This is a genomic window from Nocardioides sp. BGA-UO-ETr-FS32, assembly GCF_059567905.1.
On the sequence record NZ_JCAQOX010000015.1, the window covers coordinates 670,000 to 684,353 of the forward strand.

Below are 14,354 nucleotides of genomic sequence, written 5' to 3' on the forward strand. Positions count from 1 at the left end.
GTGATGAATGATGCCGGGTCAGTGGTCGTCGGTCATCGGGTAGCCCCGGATGCCGCGCCACGCCAGGCCCGCGATCAGGGCCGCGGCGTCGTCCTGCTTGATCCCGCCACCGCCCGCCAGCCAGAACCTCGCGGACACCTGCGCCATTCCCACGAGCGAGACGGCCAGGAGCTCCGAGGCCTCGTCGGGCAGGCCGGTGTCGGTGCGGATCACGTCGGCGATCATCGAGGCGCACTCGGTCGTCACCCGGTCCACCCGCTCGCGCACGTCGGGCTCGCTGGTGAGGTCGGACTCGAAGACCAGCCGGAACGCACCCTCCTCGGACGCGACGTAGCTGTAGAAGACCTGCATCGTCGCCGCCACGCGGTCCTTGTTGTCGTTGGTCGAGGCGAGCGCCTCGCGACAGTTGTCGATGATCAGGTCGCAGGAGGTGTCGAGCAGCGCGAGGTAGAGGTCGAGCTTGCCGGGGAAGTGCTGGTAGAGCACCGGCTTGGACACGCCGGCGCGGTCGGCGATGTCGTCCATCGCGGCTGCGTGGTAGCCCTGGGCGACGAAGACCTCGAGGGCCGACTCGAGCAGCTGCGCGCGGCGCTCGCGGCGCGGCATCCGGCCGCCGCGCGGTCGCGGGTGGCCGCTGTCGGACGCGGTGTCGGTGCTGCCTGCGGTCACGTCGTGCTCCTGTGCTGGGGGTCGTGCGGGCGGTGCTGCTGCCGGAGGGTACTGCCGGGTAGTCACGCCGAGCCTATCGGCAGCCGGACGTACGAGGAGGGACCCCGGCTGTCCCCGGGGCCCCTCCCTGCGTGTCGTGCGGTGATGCCGCCTGCGCCGTCAGGGCAGCTGGTTGGCCACCCGCACCGTCATGCCGGTCGCGTCCTGGCCGACGACCGTGGCGACCACGCCGGCCTCCACCGTCCTCACCGAGGCCTGGGGGAGCGCCTCGTTGTAGTAGTCCGCCGTGTCGTCGAAGGTGGCCACGCCGGGTCGCGCGGCCGCCTCGAGGGTGTGGCTGGACGTCTCGGACACCTGGCGGCTGAGCTTCAGCACGTCAGTGGCCTGCAGGCCGAAGGTCGCGTCGAAGACCTGGATCCGGCTGCGGCCCAACGACCCGTCACTCCACGTCAGCGCCTCGGGGTTCGCGTCGATCGGCAGGGCGTAGGCCGTGCCGGGGTGCTGGCTCGTGTTGTTGTCGGCCACGCTGTGGTCGACCAGCCAGACGAGCAGCCCGTCCTGGTAGGAGAAGTGCTCCACCCAGTTGGGTCGGGTCACGCCCTCGGAGAAGTTGTACGGCCCCGTGCGCAGCGTGTCGTCGTAGTTGACGTAGGACCGGTTCTCCATCAGGTAGTAGCGCGCGCCGGTGGTGGTCGCGGTGCCGTCCGAGGTGGTGAACCCGTCGGCCGCCCAGGCGGACTCGCCGCCCTCGGCGCCCTCGGTGTCGAGGACCTCCTGGCCGGCCTTGGTGACGATCTCGTCGAGGAAGACGCCGGCCTCGTTGACGCCGCCGTCGCTCTTGTAGACGAACCGGAACTCGGTCTCCACGCCGCCGGGGCGGTAGGAGAACCGCTTGGACGTCCAGCCGCGTGACGCACCGTCGAGGGGCTGGCCGATCCTGGTCCACTGGGTGGCGCCGACCGGGCGGTACTCGGCCCACCAGTAGTCGTAGCCGGCCTCGGTGTCGTACCACGCCTGGGCGGTCACGGTCACGCTGCCGGCCGCGGGGACCTGTCGCGCGAGCGTCGCGGTCAGGTCCGACCCGCTGCCGGAGTACCAGGACCTGGCGCCCGCGAAGGGCGTGGTCAGGTCCTTGGTGTCGGTGGAGTCGGGGAGCTTGACCAGCACCGCGTCGTTGGAGGCCGGGTCGCCTGTCGGGCGCAGGGTGTGCTCACCCTCGGTCCCGGCCTCGACGACCTGTGCGTCGAGCCAGCCGAGGAAGAGCTTCTCCTCCGGGCCCATGTCGTTCGGAGTGCCGCCGATGCCCACCTCGAAGCCCTGCGCCTCGTCACCGTGGCCCAGCCACGAACCGCTGGACATCAGGGTCCAGAAGGCGGACCCGTTCTCGCCCCCGGCGGTGTCGTAGAAGTCGGGCAGGCCCAGGTCGTGGGCGTACTCGTGCGCGAAGACGCCGAGGCCGCCGTTCTCCGGCTCGATGGTGTAGTCACCGATCCAGAACTTCGAGCCGCCGATCCGCTTGCCGCCGAGGAGGTTGCCCTCCGGCCCCGCGGAGCCCTGGGTGGTGTAGTCGGCGTACCAGCGGTGCGACCAGATCGCGTCGTCGCCCAGCGTGCCGCCACCGGCCTCCTCGCCCTCCCCGGCGTGGATCGCCTGGAAGTGGTCGATGTAGCCGTCGGGCTCGTTGAAGTCCGAGTCCGCGTCGTGGTCGTAGCGGTCCCACACGTCGAACTGCGTGAGGTAGGCGTCGATCTCGGCGGGCGTCTTGCCGGCGGCGATCTGCTTGTCGTACCAGGCGTTGACGGTGTCGGCGATGTAGGTCCAGTAGCCCTGGGTCTCGTTGGCGTTGTCGCCGTACCAGGCGCCGTTCCTGGGCACCTGCACCCAGTCCTCGGTGGTGACGGTGGGGGAGTACTGGCCGTTGGACTGGTCGAGGTAGTAGTTGCGGAAGGACTCGCCCTCGCCGTTGAACATCTCCTCGTAGTGGGCGACGTCGAAGTCAGCGGTCCACTGGGTGGAGTTGTCGGTGGCCCGGTCGGGCGCGGCGATCTGGTTGTGGAGCGGACCGGCGCCGCGGCCGTAGCGGCCCGAGGACTCCTCGCCGAACTCCGAGAGCACGGTCCACACGCGTGCTTCCTTCTTGTTGTCCACGAACTCCACGGCCTCGCCGTCGGCCAGCGTGACGACGGAGCCGCCGCCGCGTCGCGGCTCGGCCTTCGCCTTGCCGTTGACGATGAGCTCCACCGCCTGCTTGCGCAGCTCGGTCTGCCTGGCGGCGAAGGGGTTGGGCAGGTTGTCCGCGCGGGACGGAGACGCTCCGGTCGCGGACGGCGAACCGTCGGACGGTGCCGCGGTGGCGGGTGACAGCGCTGTGAGACCGAGCGCCAGTACCGCCGATCCGGCCAGCAGGCCGGTCAGGGACTTCTTCACAGGGGATCCTTTGTTCTCGAAGGGTGCGGTGACCCGTCGACGTGACGATGTCTGGTCATTTCGGGCCACCAGCGGGCTACTTCACTTCATCCGCGGCGATATGACAAGGATCTCCTGACGATCTTCCACCCTGCCGGAGGTATTGCGGTGCTGCCGCAGAGCGGGGTCCGCATGGCGGGACGTGGTGCGGACGGCCCCCGGATCGGCGGGAACATGGAGGCAGTCCCGGCGGTTGTGCCGGGACCGAGTCCCACTTCCGGACGAAGCCACGAAGGAGTCACCGTGTCGTTCCCCGCGCTCGTCGAGCCCGCAGCCGAGCTCACCGTCGACGAGGTGCGCCGCTACAGCCGGCACCTGATCATCCCCGACGTCGGCATGAGCGGGCAGAAGAGGCTGAAGAACGCCAAGGTGCTGGTCATCGGTGCCGGCGGCCTGGGCTCGCCCGCCCTGCTCTACCTCGCCGCTGCCGGTGTGGGCACCATCGGCATCGCGGAGTTCGACGAGGTCGACGAGTCCAACCTCCAGCGCCAGATCATCCACGGGATGTCCGACATCGGCCGCTCCAAGGCCGTGTCGGCCAAGGAGTCGATCGCCGAGGTCAACCCCTACGTCGAGGTCGTGGTGCACGACGAGCGCCTCGACAACGACAACGTGATGCAGGTCTTCGAGGGCTACGACCTCATCGTCGACGGCACCGACAACTTCGCCACCCGCTACATGGTCAACGACGCGGCCTACTTCCTGGGCATCCCCTACGTGTGGGGCTCGATCTACCGCTTCGACGGCCAGGCCTCGGTCTTCGCGCCGACGATGGCCGACGACGCGCCGTGCTACCGCTGCCTCTACCCCGAGCCCCCGCCACCGGGCATGGTCCCGAGCTGCGCCGAGGGCGGCGTGCTCGGCGTGCTCTGCGCCAGCATCGGCTCGATCCAGGTCAACGAGGCGATCAAGCTGCTGACCGGCATCGGCGACCCCGCGATCGGCAAGCTCGTCATCTACGACGCGCTCGAGCTCGAGTGGCGCAAGCTCAAGGTCCGCAAGGACCCCAGCTGCGCGCTGTGCGGCGAGAACGCCACCGTCACCGGCCTCATCGACTACGACGCCTTCTGCGGCGCCGTCTCCGACGAGGCCGCCGAGGCGGCCGCCGGCTCGACCATCTCGGTCACCCAGCTCGAGGCGATGCTCAAGGAGCGCGAGGAGGGCACCCGCGACTTCGAGCTCATCGACGTGCGTGAGCCCAACGAGTTCGAGATCAACCAGATCCCGGGCGCCCGGCTCGTCCCCAAGGGCGAGTTCCTCAACGGCAACGCGCTCGGCGACCTGCCCAGCGACAAGCCGATCGTGCTCCACTGCAAGTCGGGCGTCCGCTCGGCCGAGGTGCTCGCGATCGTCAAGGGAGCCGGCTACGCCGACGCCGTCCACGTCGGCGGCGGCGTGGTGGCCTGGGTCAGCCAGATCGACCCGAGCCAGCCGGCGTACTGAGGCTCCGTAAGCAGCCGGGACGCGCGGGTGGTCAGAGAGGACTACCCGCGCGTAACCCGTGTGAGCCATGCCTCGTTGAGGGTGGCATGCGTACTCCCACGAAGCTCCTGACCCTCGCTGCTGCGGGCCTCGTGGCCGCGGCCGCCACCAGCGCCCCCGCGACCGCCGCGCCGAAGAAGCAGGTGCGGACCGCCTGGGCCCCCGCCGACACGGCCACGATCCACCCGGGCGTCCAGATGTACACCGACGGTGCCCAGTGCACCGCCAACTTCGTCTTCACCGACGGAGCGGGTGCGACGTACGTCGGCTACGCCGCGCACTGCGCCGGCACCGGTGAGGCGACCGACACCAACGGCTGCGACGCCGGCTCGCTCCCGCTCGGCACGAAGGTCGACTTCGTCGAGGGCGGCTCCCTCGTCACCGAGGGCGCCCGCGTCGGCGGCGGCACGCTCGTCTACTCCTCCTGGCTCGCGATGCAGCAGCGAGGCGAGACCGACGAGAACGCCTGCGCCTACAACGACTTCGCGCTCGTCAAGGTCGACGCGGCCGACGCCGCCGAGGTCAACCCGTCCATCCCGTTCTGGGGCGGTCCCGTCGCGCTCAACACGACCGGCACCGCCGCGGGCGACACCGTCTACTCCTACGGCAACTCCAGCCTGCGCGCCGGCATCGAGGAGCTCTCGCCCAAGCAGGGCACCAGCGTCGGCACCGAGGGCGAGGGCTGGTCGCACCCGGTCTACACCGTGACGCCCGGCGTCCCGGGTGACTCGGGCTCGGCCTTCCTCGACGCCGAGGGCAACGCGCTCGGCACGCTGTCCACGCTCGCCCTCGCCCCGCTCGCCGGGTCCAACGGTGTCGGCGACCTGGCCCACGAGCTCGCCTATGCCCAGGCCGCCAGCGGCATCGCCGGCCTGCGCCTGGTGCCCGGCACGGAGCCGTTCAGCCCGCTCCTCTGACCACCCGACCCCACCCGACCCCCACAGGCGCCTGACCCCACCAGGCGCGCCCCCCTCGCATGGCGCGACCCGTTCACCTAGGGTCGCGCCATGCGTGCTCTGGGGGACTGGCCGCCGGCTGCGCGTGCCGTCACCGCCGTGGCCGCGACCTGCCTGTTCATGGTGCTGGTCGCCTGGGCCACGCTGCTCGGGCCCGACCAGGTCTTCACCGGGCCGGGGCCGTCACCCGCCACGATCAGCACGACCGAGTCCTGCATCCCCCTGCCGGTGCGGACGAACGCCGACGGCACCACCGAGGTGGTGTACCCCGACGACTACGCGCTGGACAGCGGCTACTGCGACCCGCCCGGGGCCGACGTGCGCGACGAGGCCGAGGACATCGTCCTGCAGAACCCGCCCCCGTTCTGGCTCAAGCTGCTCGTGTGGACGTTCCTCGGGCTGCTGCTCGCCGGCGGCGTGGCGCTGGTGCTGTGGCTGCTGATCGAGGTCGTCCGCCACCTCAGGGCACGCCGTGGCGCGCATGAGGAGCGCCCCGACGTGGAGTTCACCGTCCTCGACGAGCCGGGCCGTGTCGCCGAGCAGGTCGTCCGGGACGCCGTCGAGCAGGACGCGCTGCTGCGTGACGGCGACCCCCGCAACGCGATCGTCGAGACCTGGCACCGCTTCGAGGTCCAGGGCGAGCGTGCGGGCGTGCCGCGGCGCGGGGCGGAGACGTCGTCCGAGTACGCCCTGCGCATCCTCGACCTCGCCGACGCCGACAGCGGCCCGGTGAGCCGGCTCGCCGAGCTCTACCGCGAGGCCCGGTTCTCCGACCACGAGATCACCGAGCAGCACCGGTCGGAGGCGTTCGCCGCGCTGGCGGCCGTCAGGCGCAGCCTCGGGGTGCGGTCGTGAAGGCCTTCCTCGCGCGCTGGCGCGGCCGCGTCGGGGGCGGGGTCGTCCTGGCCGGCATCGGCTACGCGATGGCCGTGTGGCTCGACTTCGACCCCCAACCCCTCCCGTACGCCGTCTGGGCGGTCGTCGTGCTCGCGATGACCTACCTCGTCATCGACACCGTCGACGTCCCTGTCGCGCACTGGCAGCAGAGCCTGCCGCCGAGGTCGGACCGCGTCGACGAGGCCACCTCCGACCTCCGCGTGCTGTCCAGCCACCAGCAGGCCGACCACCCGTCCGAGGCGCTGGGGCACCGGCTCGTGGAGCTCGCGCGCGGCCGCGACCCCGACCTCGCCGCGCAGGTCCAGCACGAGCTCTCCGGCGTCCACCGCATCACCCCTGCCGACATCGACCGCATCCTGACCCGAATCGAGGAAGCCCGTGACCGACGCTGACCCCCGCCCCTCCGCCGGCGCCCCGTCCGCCCCTGTCGCGGTGGCGGAGTTCGCCGAGCGCGTCCTGGACGAGGTGGGCCGTGCCGTCGTCGGCAAGCGCGAGGTGCTGGCGCTGGTGCTCGCCGGGATCCTCGCCAAGGGGCACGTGCTCCTCGAGGACTTCCCGGGGCTCGGGAAGACCCTCGCCGCCCGGTCCTTCGCCGGTGCGCTCGGCCTGGAGTTCGCCCGGGCGCAGTTCACCCCCGACCTGCTGCCGGCCGACCTCACCGGGTCCTACGTCTACGACCAGCGGCGCGCCGAGTTCGACTTCCGGCCGGGGCCGATCTTCGCCGGGCTCCTGCTCGCCGACGAGATCAACCGCACCCCGCCGAAGACGCAGGCGGCGCTGCTCGAGGCGATGCAGGAGGGCCAGGTCACCGTCGAGGGCCAGACCCACCGGCTGCCCAGCCCGTTCCACGTCCTGGCCACCGCCAACCCCGTCGAGTACGAGGGCACCTACCCGCTGCCGGAGGCGCAGCTCGACCGCTTCCTGATGCGCGTCGGCTTCGGCTACCCGTCCGCGGGCGAGGAGTACGACGTGCTCCGGCGGCGCCTCGACCGGCAGCGCGAGGAGGTAGAGATCGTCCAGGTCACCGATGCCTCCGGGCTCGCCGCCGTGCAGGCCGCCGTCGAGCGGGTCGTCGTGGACGAGTCGGTGGCCCGCTACTGCGTGAGCCTGGTCGCGGCGACCCGCGCGCACTCCGACGTGCTGGTCGGCGCCTCGCCGCGCGGCAGCCTCGGGCTGGTGCTCACCGCGCGCGCCTGGGCGGCCATCCGAGGGCGTGACTTCGTGGTCCCCGAGGACGTCAAGGTCGTGGCCCGCGCCGTGCTCGCGCACCGGATCACGATCAAGCCCGACCTCTGGATGACGCAGGCGTCGGGCGTCCGGGTCGTCGACGCCGTGCTGGCCTCGGTCGAGACCCCGCGGACGCTGGAGACGCGGTGACCTCCTGGCGGCCGACACCCGCGCTCGTGCGGGCGTGCCTGCTCGCGCTCGGAGGTGTCACCGGCGGGGTCGTGCTCGGCCAGGAGGTGCTGGTGGTGCTCGCCGCCCCGTTCGTCGTCGGGGCGGCGATGGGCCTGGCCGCCCGACCGCGCACCACGCCCCTGGTCTCGGCGCGCCTCGACCACCACCGGCTGCACGAGGGCCAGGGGTCGACCTCCCGGCTCGACGTCGACGACCTCGCCGGCGTGGAGCACGTCACCCGGGTCGCGGGCGTCGCTCCCCACGTCGCCACCTCGCCACCCAACGGCGCCGTGGGCGCACTGGTCGACGAGGGCCTGCCGACGCTCCGCTTCAGCCCACGGCGCTGGGGTCGCCGCGACCTCGGTTCCGAACGCGTGGCGCTGACCAGCGCCTGGGCGGGGTGGCGCTGGGGACCGCTCGACCTGCCGCGGCACGGCCTCAGCGTGCTGCCGCAGACCGCGCCGTACGACAGCCGTGCCGAGGTGCCGCAACCCGACGGCCTGGTCGGCCGGCACCGCTCGCGGCGGCTGGGCGGCGGCACCGAGTTCGAGGGCATCCGGCCCTTCGCCACCGGCGACCGGCTCAAGCGGATCACCTGGCCGGTGTCGCTGCGCACCGGCGAGCTGCACGTCATCACCACCCGCGCCGAGCAGGACGCCGGCGTGTGGCTCGTGGTCGACGGGCTGCGCGACATCGGCGTCTCGGGCGGGGTCGACGGCGCGGCCAGCACCCTCGACCTCACCGTGCGCGCCGCCGCCGCGCTGGCCGAGCACCACGTCCGCACGGGCGACCGGGTGGGCCTGCTCGTCGTCGCCGCCGACGGCACGCGCGTCCCGCTGGGGGCGGGACCGCGCCACCTGCACCGGCTGCACGGCACCCTCGCGCGGGTGCGCACCGAGGCCCGCAGCGTGCCGCCCGAGCGGCTCGACCTCGGCGCGGGCGCCGGCAGCGTCGTCTACGTGCTGTCGCCGATGCTCTTCACGCCGCTGGTCACCGCGACCGCCAGTCTCCAGCGCAGGGGGGCCTCGGTGATCGTGGTCGACACCCTCGGCGAGGCCATGTCCGCGGGTGCCGACCGCCTCGCGCTGCCCTCCCTGGCCGCGCGGATGCAGCGCATCGAGCGCGACGACCGCCTGCAGCGGCTGGCCGGTCTCGGCACCCCGGTCGTGCCGTGGCGCGGTCCCGGCACGCTCGACACGGTGCTCCACCTGCTCGCGCGTCGCGCCCAGGTGCCCAAGGTGCGTGCCTGATGCGCCTCCTCCCGTCCGGTGTGGCCCCCTCGGCCCTGGCGCTGCGGGCACTGGTCCTCGCGCTGCCGTGCCTCGCCCTGGCGCTCGCGCTGCCGGAGGTGCCGCACTGGTTCGTGCTCCTCGGCGTGCCGGTGAGCGCGGCGGCGTGGGCGCGTACGCCCGACCACGCGGTCGGCGTCGTGCCGCTCGTGCTCGTCGGCGGGTGGTGGGCGGCCCACGACGTGCTGGACTGGCGGGTGCCGGTCGTGGCGGTGCTGCTGGTCGCGGCCCACCTGGCCGCGATCCTCGCGGCGTACGGACCCACGACGCTCGCCGTCGACCCGCGCCTGGCCCGCCTGTGGCTGGCGCGCTGGCTCCTGGCGCTCGTACCCGTCCCCCTCACGTGGCTGGCGCTGCGCGGCCTCGACCCCGCGTGGGCGCCACCGGGGACCTGGCTCGCCACCGGGGCCCTGCTCGTCGCGCTGCTGCTGGTGACCGCGCGCCTGACCCGGTCGGAGGCGCGGTGACCACCGAGAAGGAGCGCGAGCTGTACGCCGAGCTGGTGCTGCGGTGTGCCGAGTCGGTCCCGCGGGGCCGGGTGACGACGTACGGCGCCATCGCCGACGTGGTCGGGGAGCGGCTCGGCCGCGGCGGACCGCGCCTGGTCGGCAACGTGATGGCCACCCACGGCGCGGCCGTGCCGTGGTGGCGGGTGGTCCGTGCGGACGGCTCGCTGCCGCCCTCGCACGACGAGGAGGCGCGGCAGGCCTACCTGGAGGAGGGCACGCCGCTGCGGCCGAACGGGTCCGTGGATCTGACACGCGCGTTCTCGGCGCCGCGCCTCGGGGCACAATGATGCCCATGCTCTACACGGTCGCGCACGGCGTCATCCCTCCGCTCGTCCGTGCCGTGTGGCGCCCGACGGTCGAGGGCCTGCACCACGTGCCGAGGACCGGGCCGGTCATCGTGGCCAGCAACCACCTGTCGTTCTTCGACAGCGTGGTCATCCCGGTGGTCGTGCCGCGCAAGGTCGTCTTCCTCGCCAAGTCCGACTACTTCACGGGCACGGGCGTGAGAGGGGCCGCACAGCGGGCGTGGTTCGAGGGGCTCGGCATGCTCCCCGTCGACCGCGACGACACCAAGGCCGCGATCGCGAGCCTCGACACGGCGCTGGAGGTGCTGCGGCGCGGGGAGGCGTTCGGCATCTATCCCGAGGGCACCCGCTCGCGCGACGGCCGGCTCTACCGCGGTCGCACCGGCGTCGCGCACCTCGCGATGACCGCCGGCTGCCCGGTCCTGCCGGTGGGGCTGCAGGGCACCGAGGACATCCAGCCCGTCGGCTCGAACCGGCCTCGGCTGCGCGGCGTCGACGTGACCGTGCGCTTCGGCGAGCCGATCACCGTCGCCGGCGAGTACGACGGCGTCCCGACCGGCCGCGCCCGGCGCGACCTCACCGACCGGATCATGACGGCGATCGCCGGCCTGACCGGCCAGGAGCAGGCCGGCACCTACAACGAGCGCGCCGCCTCCTCGACCTGAAGCGCGGGCACCGCTCAGCGAGGGACCCGAGCCGCGAGCGCGGCCAGCGCCTTCGGGAAGATCTCCGCCGGCGGGGTCACCAGGCCGGCGCCCACCTGACCCACACCGGCGACCGCGCCGGCCATGCCGGTGTTGATCTGCGGCAGGATCCCCGTACGGCACACCTTGGTCACGTCGATGCCGGTGGGCGTGCCCTGGAACTCCAGCACGGGCACCGACCAGCGCGGGTTCTCCGCGAGGGTGATCTCGTGCATCCGGCGCGTGGTGGCGAGCGCGTCGGGCACCGAGCCGCCGACGAGGCGGACGATCGCCGGCGCGGTCGCCATCGCGAACCCGCCGATGCCCGCCGTCTCGGTGATTGCGGAGTCGCCGATGTCGGGGTTGGCGTCGTCGGGGCCGAAGTCGCCGAGGAAGAGGCCCTCGGCGACCTGCGCCGGGCCGGTGAACCACTCGTCGCCGGTGCCGGAGACCTGGATGCCGAAGTCGGTGCCGTTGCGCGCCATCGCCACGACCATGGTCGAGCCCGGGACGTCGCGCCCGGCGTCGAGGGCGAGCTTGCAGGCGGGCATCGCGAGGTTGAGGAAGAAGTGGTCGTTGCCGCCGACGAAGCGCAGCACGTCCGCGACGTCCTTGGCGGCGAAGCCGCCGTCCTCGGCACTGGTGACCATCGCGGGGGAGAGGTCGCGCAGCAGCATCAGCGTGCCGGCACGGTTGCGGTTGTGCGCCTCGTCGCCCATCTGGAGCATCTGGGTGAGGATGCCGGTGACGTCGGTGGCCTCCGGGGTGCCGCGCACGGCCGCCTGCAGGAGCGGGCCGAGCACGTCGCCCATCCAGCGCAGCCGGGTCAGCACCTCGTCGTTGTAGGCGCCGTAGCGCAGCACCTTGCCGAGGCCCTCGTTGAGGGAGCAGTACGTCCGGCGGCCGGTCGTGCGGTCCTCGAGGACCCACATCCACATCGACGGCGTGACCACGCCCGCCATCGGACCGACGGCGCTGCGGTGGTGGCACGGCTCGAGGCTGACGTTGCGGCCGGACTCGAACAGCGCGACGGCGTCCTCGGGGTCGTCGACGAGGCCCTCCAGGGCGGCACCACCCATCAGTGCGCCGCGCAGGGGACCGGAGGCCCGCTCCCACCCGATCGGCGGACCGGCGTGGAGGAACTGGCCCTTCTCGAGGCCGAGGACCTCGCTCGCCGGTGCGACGTCGACGAGGTGGGCGGTGACGCCGAGCATCGCCTCGACGGCCGTGCGGTTGGCCTCGACGCGGCGCGGGTCGGTGGCGACCGCGGCGAGGTCGGCCTCGGTGCCCGGCATCGGGGGGCGCCAGTCGACGCGCTCGACGTCGACGGCCTGACCGGCCACGGCATCGGCGAACATGTCGGCGCCGCAGGTGACGACGGTGGGGGCGGTGGTCTGGCTCATCGGGTGCTCCCAGCGGATCGGTTCAGCAGGTCGAGGGCGCGGCGGGTGGCGCTCGCGTTGGACAGGTGCACCTCGGCGCCCGCGGCGACGAGGGCGTCGCGCTGGGCGACGAGGCCCTGCGGGTCGAGGTCGGTGCCGACGAGGCTGACGACGACCGGGATCGGCCGGTCCGCGCGGGCCGCCTCGATGGCGGGGGCCAGGAGGGAGGCCGGGTCGGGCTCGGCGCCGTGGCCGAGCACGAGGTCGAGGAGGATCACCCCGGTCGACGGGTCGGCGGCGGCACGGGCGACCTGCTCGTTGCGCAGGGTCGGGTCGATCATCGGGTGGGCGCGGCCCTGGGTGAGCGCGTCGTCGCCGAAGTCGACGAACGTGTGGGTGTCGGCGAGCAGGTCCCCGGGGTCGAGGGCGAGGTCGTCGGACAGCGGGATGTTGCTGCGCACCGGGCCGAGCGCCTCGGTCGCCAGCAGCATCGACTCGTCGCAGAGCGTCCCGCCGACGAAGAGGCCGCGCAGCAGCGGTCCGGTGGCAACGGCCGTGTCGTCGGCTCCGTGCACCGGCCAGGCGGGTGCGTCGTGCCCGAGCCGCGCGAGCACGGCCTCGGCGACGGCGGTGAGGTCGCGCTGGCCGCGGCCGAGCAGGCCGAGCTCGACCGGCGTCGCGAGTGCGGCGGTGTCGCGCGCGAGGGCCTCGGCCACCTCGGGTGCGGGCGGCTTGGAGACCACGACGACGAGGTCCACGTCCGGGTCGGCGTCGAGGCGGCGCAGTGCCTCGCGGGTCGCGAGGCCCCCGACCGACGCGGACAGGTCGCGTCCGCCGACGCCGAGCGCCTGGCGTACGCCGACCCCCTCCGTGCCCTGCGCGGCCAGGTGCTCGCCCGCGTGGTGCAGCAGCGCGAGCAGCTGCTGGCAGCCGGTGCCGGACGCGGCGACGATGCCGATCCGGCCGGGGCGAACCGTGTTGGCGAAGCCCAGCCCGATGCCGTCGATGACCGCGGTGCCGCAGTCGGGACCCATCACGAGCGCACCGCGGGAGGCGGCGTACGTCTTGAGCGCCACCTCCTCGGTGAGCGGCACGTTGTCGCTGAAGACCATCACGTCGTGGCCGGACTCGAGCGCGTCCATCGCCTCGACGGTGGCGCTGGCCCCGGGCACCGACACCAGTGCGAGGGCGTCGGGGCTCGTCCGCCGCAGCGCGCTCCCGGTGGTCCGGGGCGGCGCCTCGGTGGTGTCGCCGGAGGAAGGCCGGGTGGGGGCGAGCGCCGCGTCGACGGCCTGCAGCGCCTGAGCGACGTCGGCGTCGTCGTCGAGGCGCAGCGCCACGACCATGTCGTTGGGGGAGGAGGCGGGCACGTCGAAGCCCATCGACTCGAGCACCTCGAGGTTGAGCCCGGTGGCCATCGCGACCTGCGCGGCGACGACGCCCGGCGTGGCCTGCACGGCCCGGCTCACCTGGAGCAGGGTCACCGAGTCGGCGTACGCGCCGCTGCGGAGCTCGACGTGGTCCTTCATGCTGCCCTCCCGGGGCGGTCGGTGGAGTGGTCGTGGGGGTTGTCCTGGTCGGTCAGCGAGGCCAGCGCGAGCTGCGCGCCGGTGAGCAGGCCCGCTCCCGAGGTGGCGCCGACGGCCAGCAGCGCGTCGGTGGCCGCTGTCGTCGGACCGGCGAGCCAGTCCGCGAGCTGGGGCAGCACCTCGCCGCGCAGGGCGCAGTCCAGCAGGGTCGCGGACAGCAGGGTGGTGACGCCCAGCCGGCGGCGTACGGCCGAGGCCAGCACGGGCTCCGGCCGACCGGCGGCCGCGCGGGTGGCGAGCCAGCCCGCCAGCACGTCGTCACCGAGCGGGGTCAGGCCGGGGCCGCGGCCGAGCAGGCCGTCGAGGTGGGCCGTGGTCAGGCGGCCGTCGGCGGGCAGGTCGAGCCCGGACGTCGCCGGGTGGGGTGCGGTCGCCCGGCTGCCGGGACGGGGCGTGGGGGCGGTGACGTCGACGAGCCGTCCGATGCGCGTCTCGCGGCCGCCGACGACGAGGGTGCCGTTGCGCACCTCGACGCGCGGGTCGCGCCCGGCGACCTCCGTGAGGTCGGGCAGCCTCGACCAGAGCGCGCAGGGCACCCGGGTGGCGGTGGCGGAGACCAGACCGAGGCACCAGCCGTCGAGGTCGACGTAGATCGCCGTGCCGCTGGCGTGGAGGACGGACCGGGGACCGTCGGCGGCGGCGAGCAGCCGCTCGCGGACCCGCTGTGGTGCCGCAACGGGAAGTGGTCCGGACATCACTCCCCAGACGCTAGCGGGCCGTGGGAGACTC

At 73.4% G+C, this 14,354-nt stretch carries 14 protein-coding genes; 9 read left to right on the plus strand and 5 right to left on the minus strand.

From position 1 onward, the window contains the following. Positions 1-18 precede the first annotated feature (18 nt). Both AC57BS_RS16740 and AC57BS_RS16745 read right to left on the minus strand, forming a co-directional pair. Positions 19-606, minus strand: a complete 588-nt coding sequence (locus AC57BS_RS16740; protein ID WP_496412756.1) for a TetR/AcrR family transcriptional regulator — start codon at positions 604-606, stop codon at positions 19-21. Positions 607-828: 222 nt separating this feature from the next. Next, the gene (locus AC57BS_RS16745; protein ID WP_496412570.1) at positions 829-3,096 is read right to left on the minus strand and encodes an immune inhibitor A domain-containing protein; all 2,268 of its coding nucleotides are present in this window, start codon (positions 3,094-3,096) and stop codon (positions 829-831) included. Positions 3,097-3,378: 282 nt separating this feature from the next. Here AC57BS_RS16745 and moeZ point away from each other — a divergent pair, with 282 nt between their 5' ends. The 9 genes from moeZ (at position 3,379) to AC57BS_RS16790 (ending at position 10,636) form a co-directional block, all read left to right on the plus strand. Continuing rightward, positions 3,379-4,578 carry an adenylyltransferase/sulfurtransferase MoeZ gene (gene moeZ / locus AC57BS_RS16750; protein ID WP_496412571.1) on the plus strand — a complete coding sequence of 400 codons (1,200 nt, stop codon included), beginning with the start codon at positions 3,379-3,381 and terminating at the stop codon, positions 4,576-4,578. 86 nt (positions 4,579-4,664) lie between these two features. After that, positions 4,665-5,534 (plus strand): hypothetical protein, encoded by an 870-nt coding sequence (locus AC57BS_RS16755; protein ID WP_496412572.1) that lies wholly within the window; start codon positions 4,665-4,667, stop codon positions 5,532-5,534. A gap of 90 nt (positions 5,535-5,624) precedes the next feature. After that, positions 5,625-6,428, plus strand: a complete 804-nt coding sequence (locus AC57BS_RS16760) for a DUF4129 domain-containing protein (protein WP_496412573.1) — start codon at positions 5,625-5,627, stop codon at positions 6,426-6,428. Continuing rightward, positions 6,425-6,862 (plus strand): hypothetical protein, encoded by a 438-nt coding sequence (locus AC57BS_RS16765; protein WP_496412574.1) that lies wholly within the window; start codon positions 6,425-6,427, stop codon positions 6,860-6,862. Before AC57BS_RS16760 ends, AC57BS_RS16765 begins: the two co-directional genes overlap by 4 nt. After that, complete coding sequence (locus AC57BS_RS16770) at positions 6,849-7,847, plus strand: AAA family ATPase (protein WP_496412575.1); 999 nt, start codon at positions 6,849-6,851, stop codon at positions 7,845-7,847. Before AC57BS_RS16765 ends, AC57BS_RS16770 begins: the two co-directional genes overlap by 14 nt. Continuing rightward, a complete protein-coding gene (locus tag AC57BS_RS16775; protein ID WP_496412576.1) occupies positions 7,844-9,118 on the plus strand; it encodes a DUF58 domain-containing protein in 1,275 nt (424 codons plus the stop codon). The genes AC57BS_RS16770 and AC57BS_RS16775 overlap by 4 nt, the downstream gene beginning before the upstream one ends. Then, complete coding sequence (locus AC57BS_RS16780; RefSeq protein ID WP_496412577.1) at positions 9,118-9,624, plus strand: hypothetical protein; 507 nt, start codon at positions 9,118-9,120, stop codon at positions 9,622-9,624. The genes AC57BS_RS16775 and AC57BS_RS16780 overlap by 1 nt, the downstream gene beginning before the upstream one ends. Beyond that, entirely contained in the window at positions 9,621-9,953 is a 333-nt protein-coding gene (locus tag AC57BS_RS16785) for an MGMT family protein (RefSeq protein ID WP_496412578.1), read from the plus strand. The genes AC57BS_RS16780 and AC57BS_RS16785 overlap by 4 nt, the downstream gene beginning before the upstream one ends. Before the next feature lie 5 nt (positions 9,954-9,958). After that, a complete protein-coding gene (locus tag AC57BS_RS16790; RefSeq protein WP_496412579.1) occupies positions 9,959-10,636 on the plus strand; it encodes a lysophospholipid acyltransferase family protein in 678 nt (225 codons plus the stop codon). A 14-nt stretch (positions 10,637-10,650) separates the two neighbouring features. Here the strand turns inward: AC57BS_RS16790 and AC57BS_RS16795 are convergent, their stop codons facing one another. From AC57BS_RS16795 to AC57BS_RS16805, 3 genes are read right to left on the minus strand one after another with little or no spacing between them, the layout of a single operon-like run. Next, positions 10,651-12,057, minus strand: a complete 1,407-nt coding sequence (locus AC57BS_RS16795; RefSeq protein ID WP_496412580.1) for a YlbE family protein — start codon at positions 12,055-12,057, stop codon at positions 10,651-10,653. Continuing rightward, on the minus strand, positions 12,054-13,565 hold the full coding sequence (locus AC57BS_RS16800) for an AllF/FdrA family protein (RefSeq protein WP_496412581.1): 1,512 nt from the start codon (positions 13,563-13,565) through the stop codon (positions 12,054-12,056). The genes AC57BS_RS16795 and AC57BS_RS16800 overlap by 4 nt, the downstream gene beginning before the upstream one ends. Continuing rightward, positions 13,562-14,320: an oxamate carbamoyltransferase subunit AllH family protein gene (locus AC57BS_RS16805; protein WP_496412582.1), complete on the minus strand. Its 759-nt coding sequence runs from the start codon at positions 14,318-14,320 to the stop codon at positions 13,562-13,564. The genes AC57BS_RS16800 and AC57BS_RS16805 overlap by 4 nt, the downstream gene beginning before the upstream one ends. Positions 14,321-14,354: the final 34 nt, after the last annotated feature.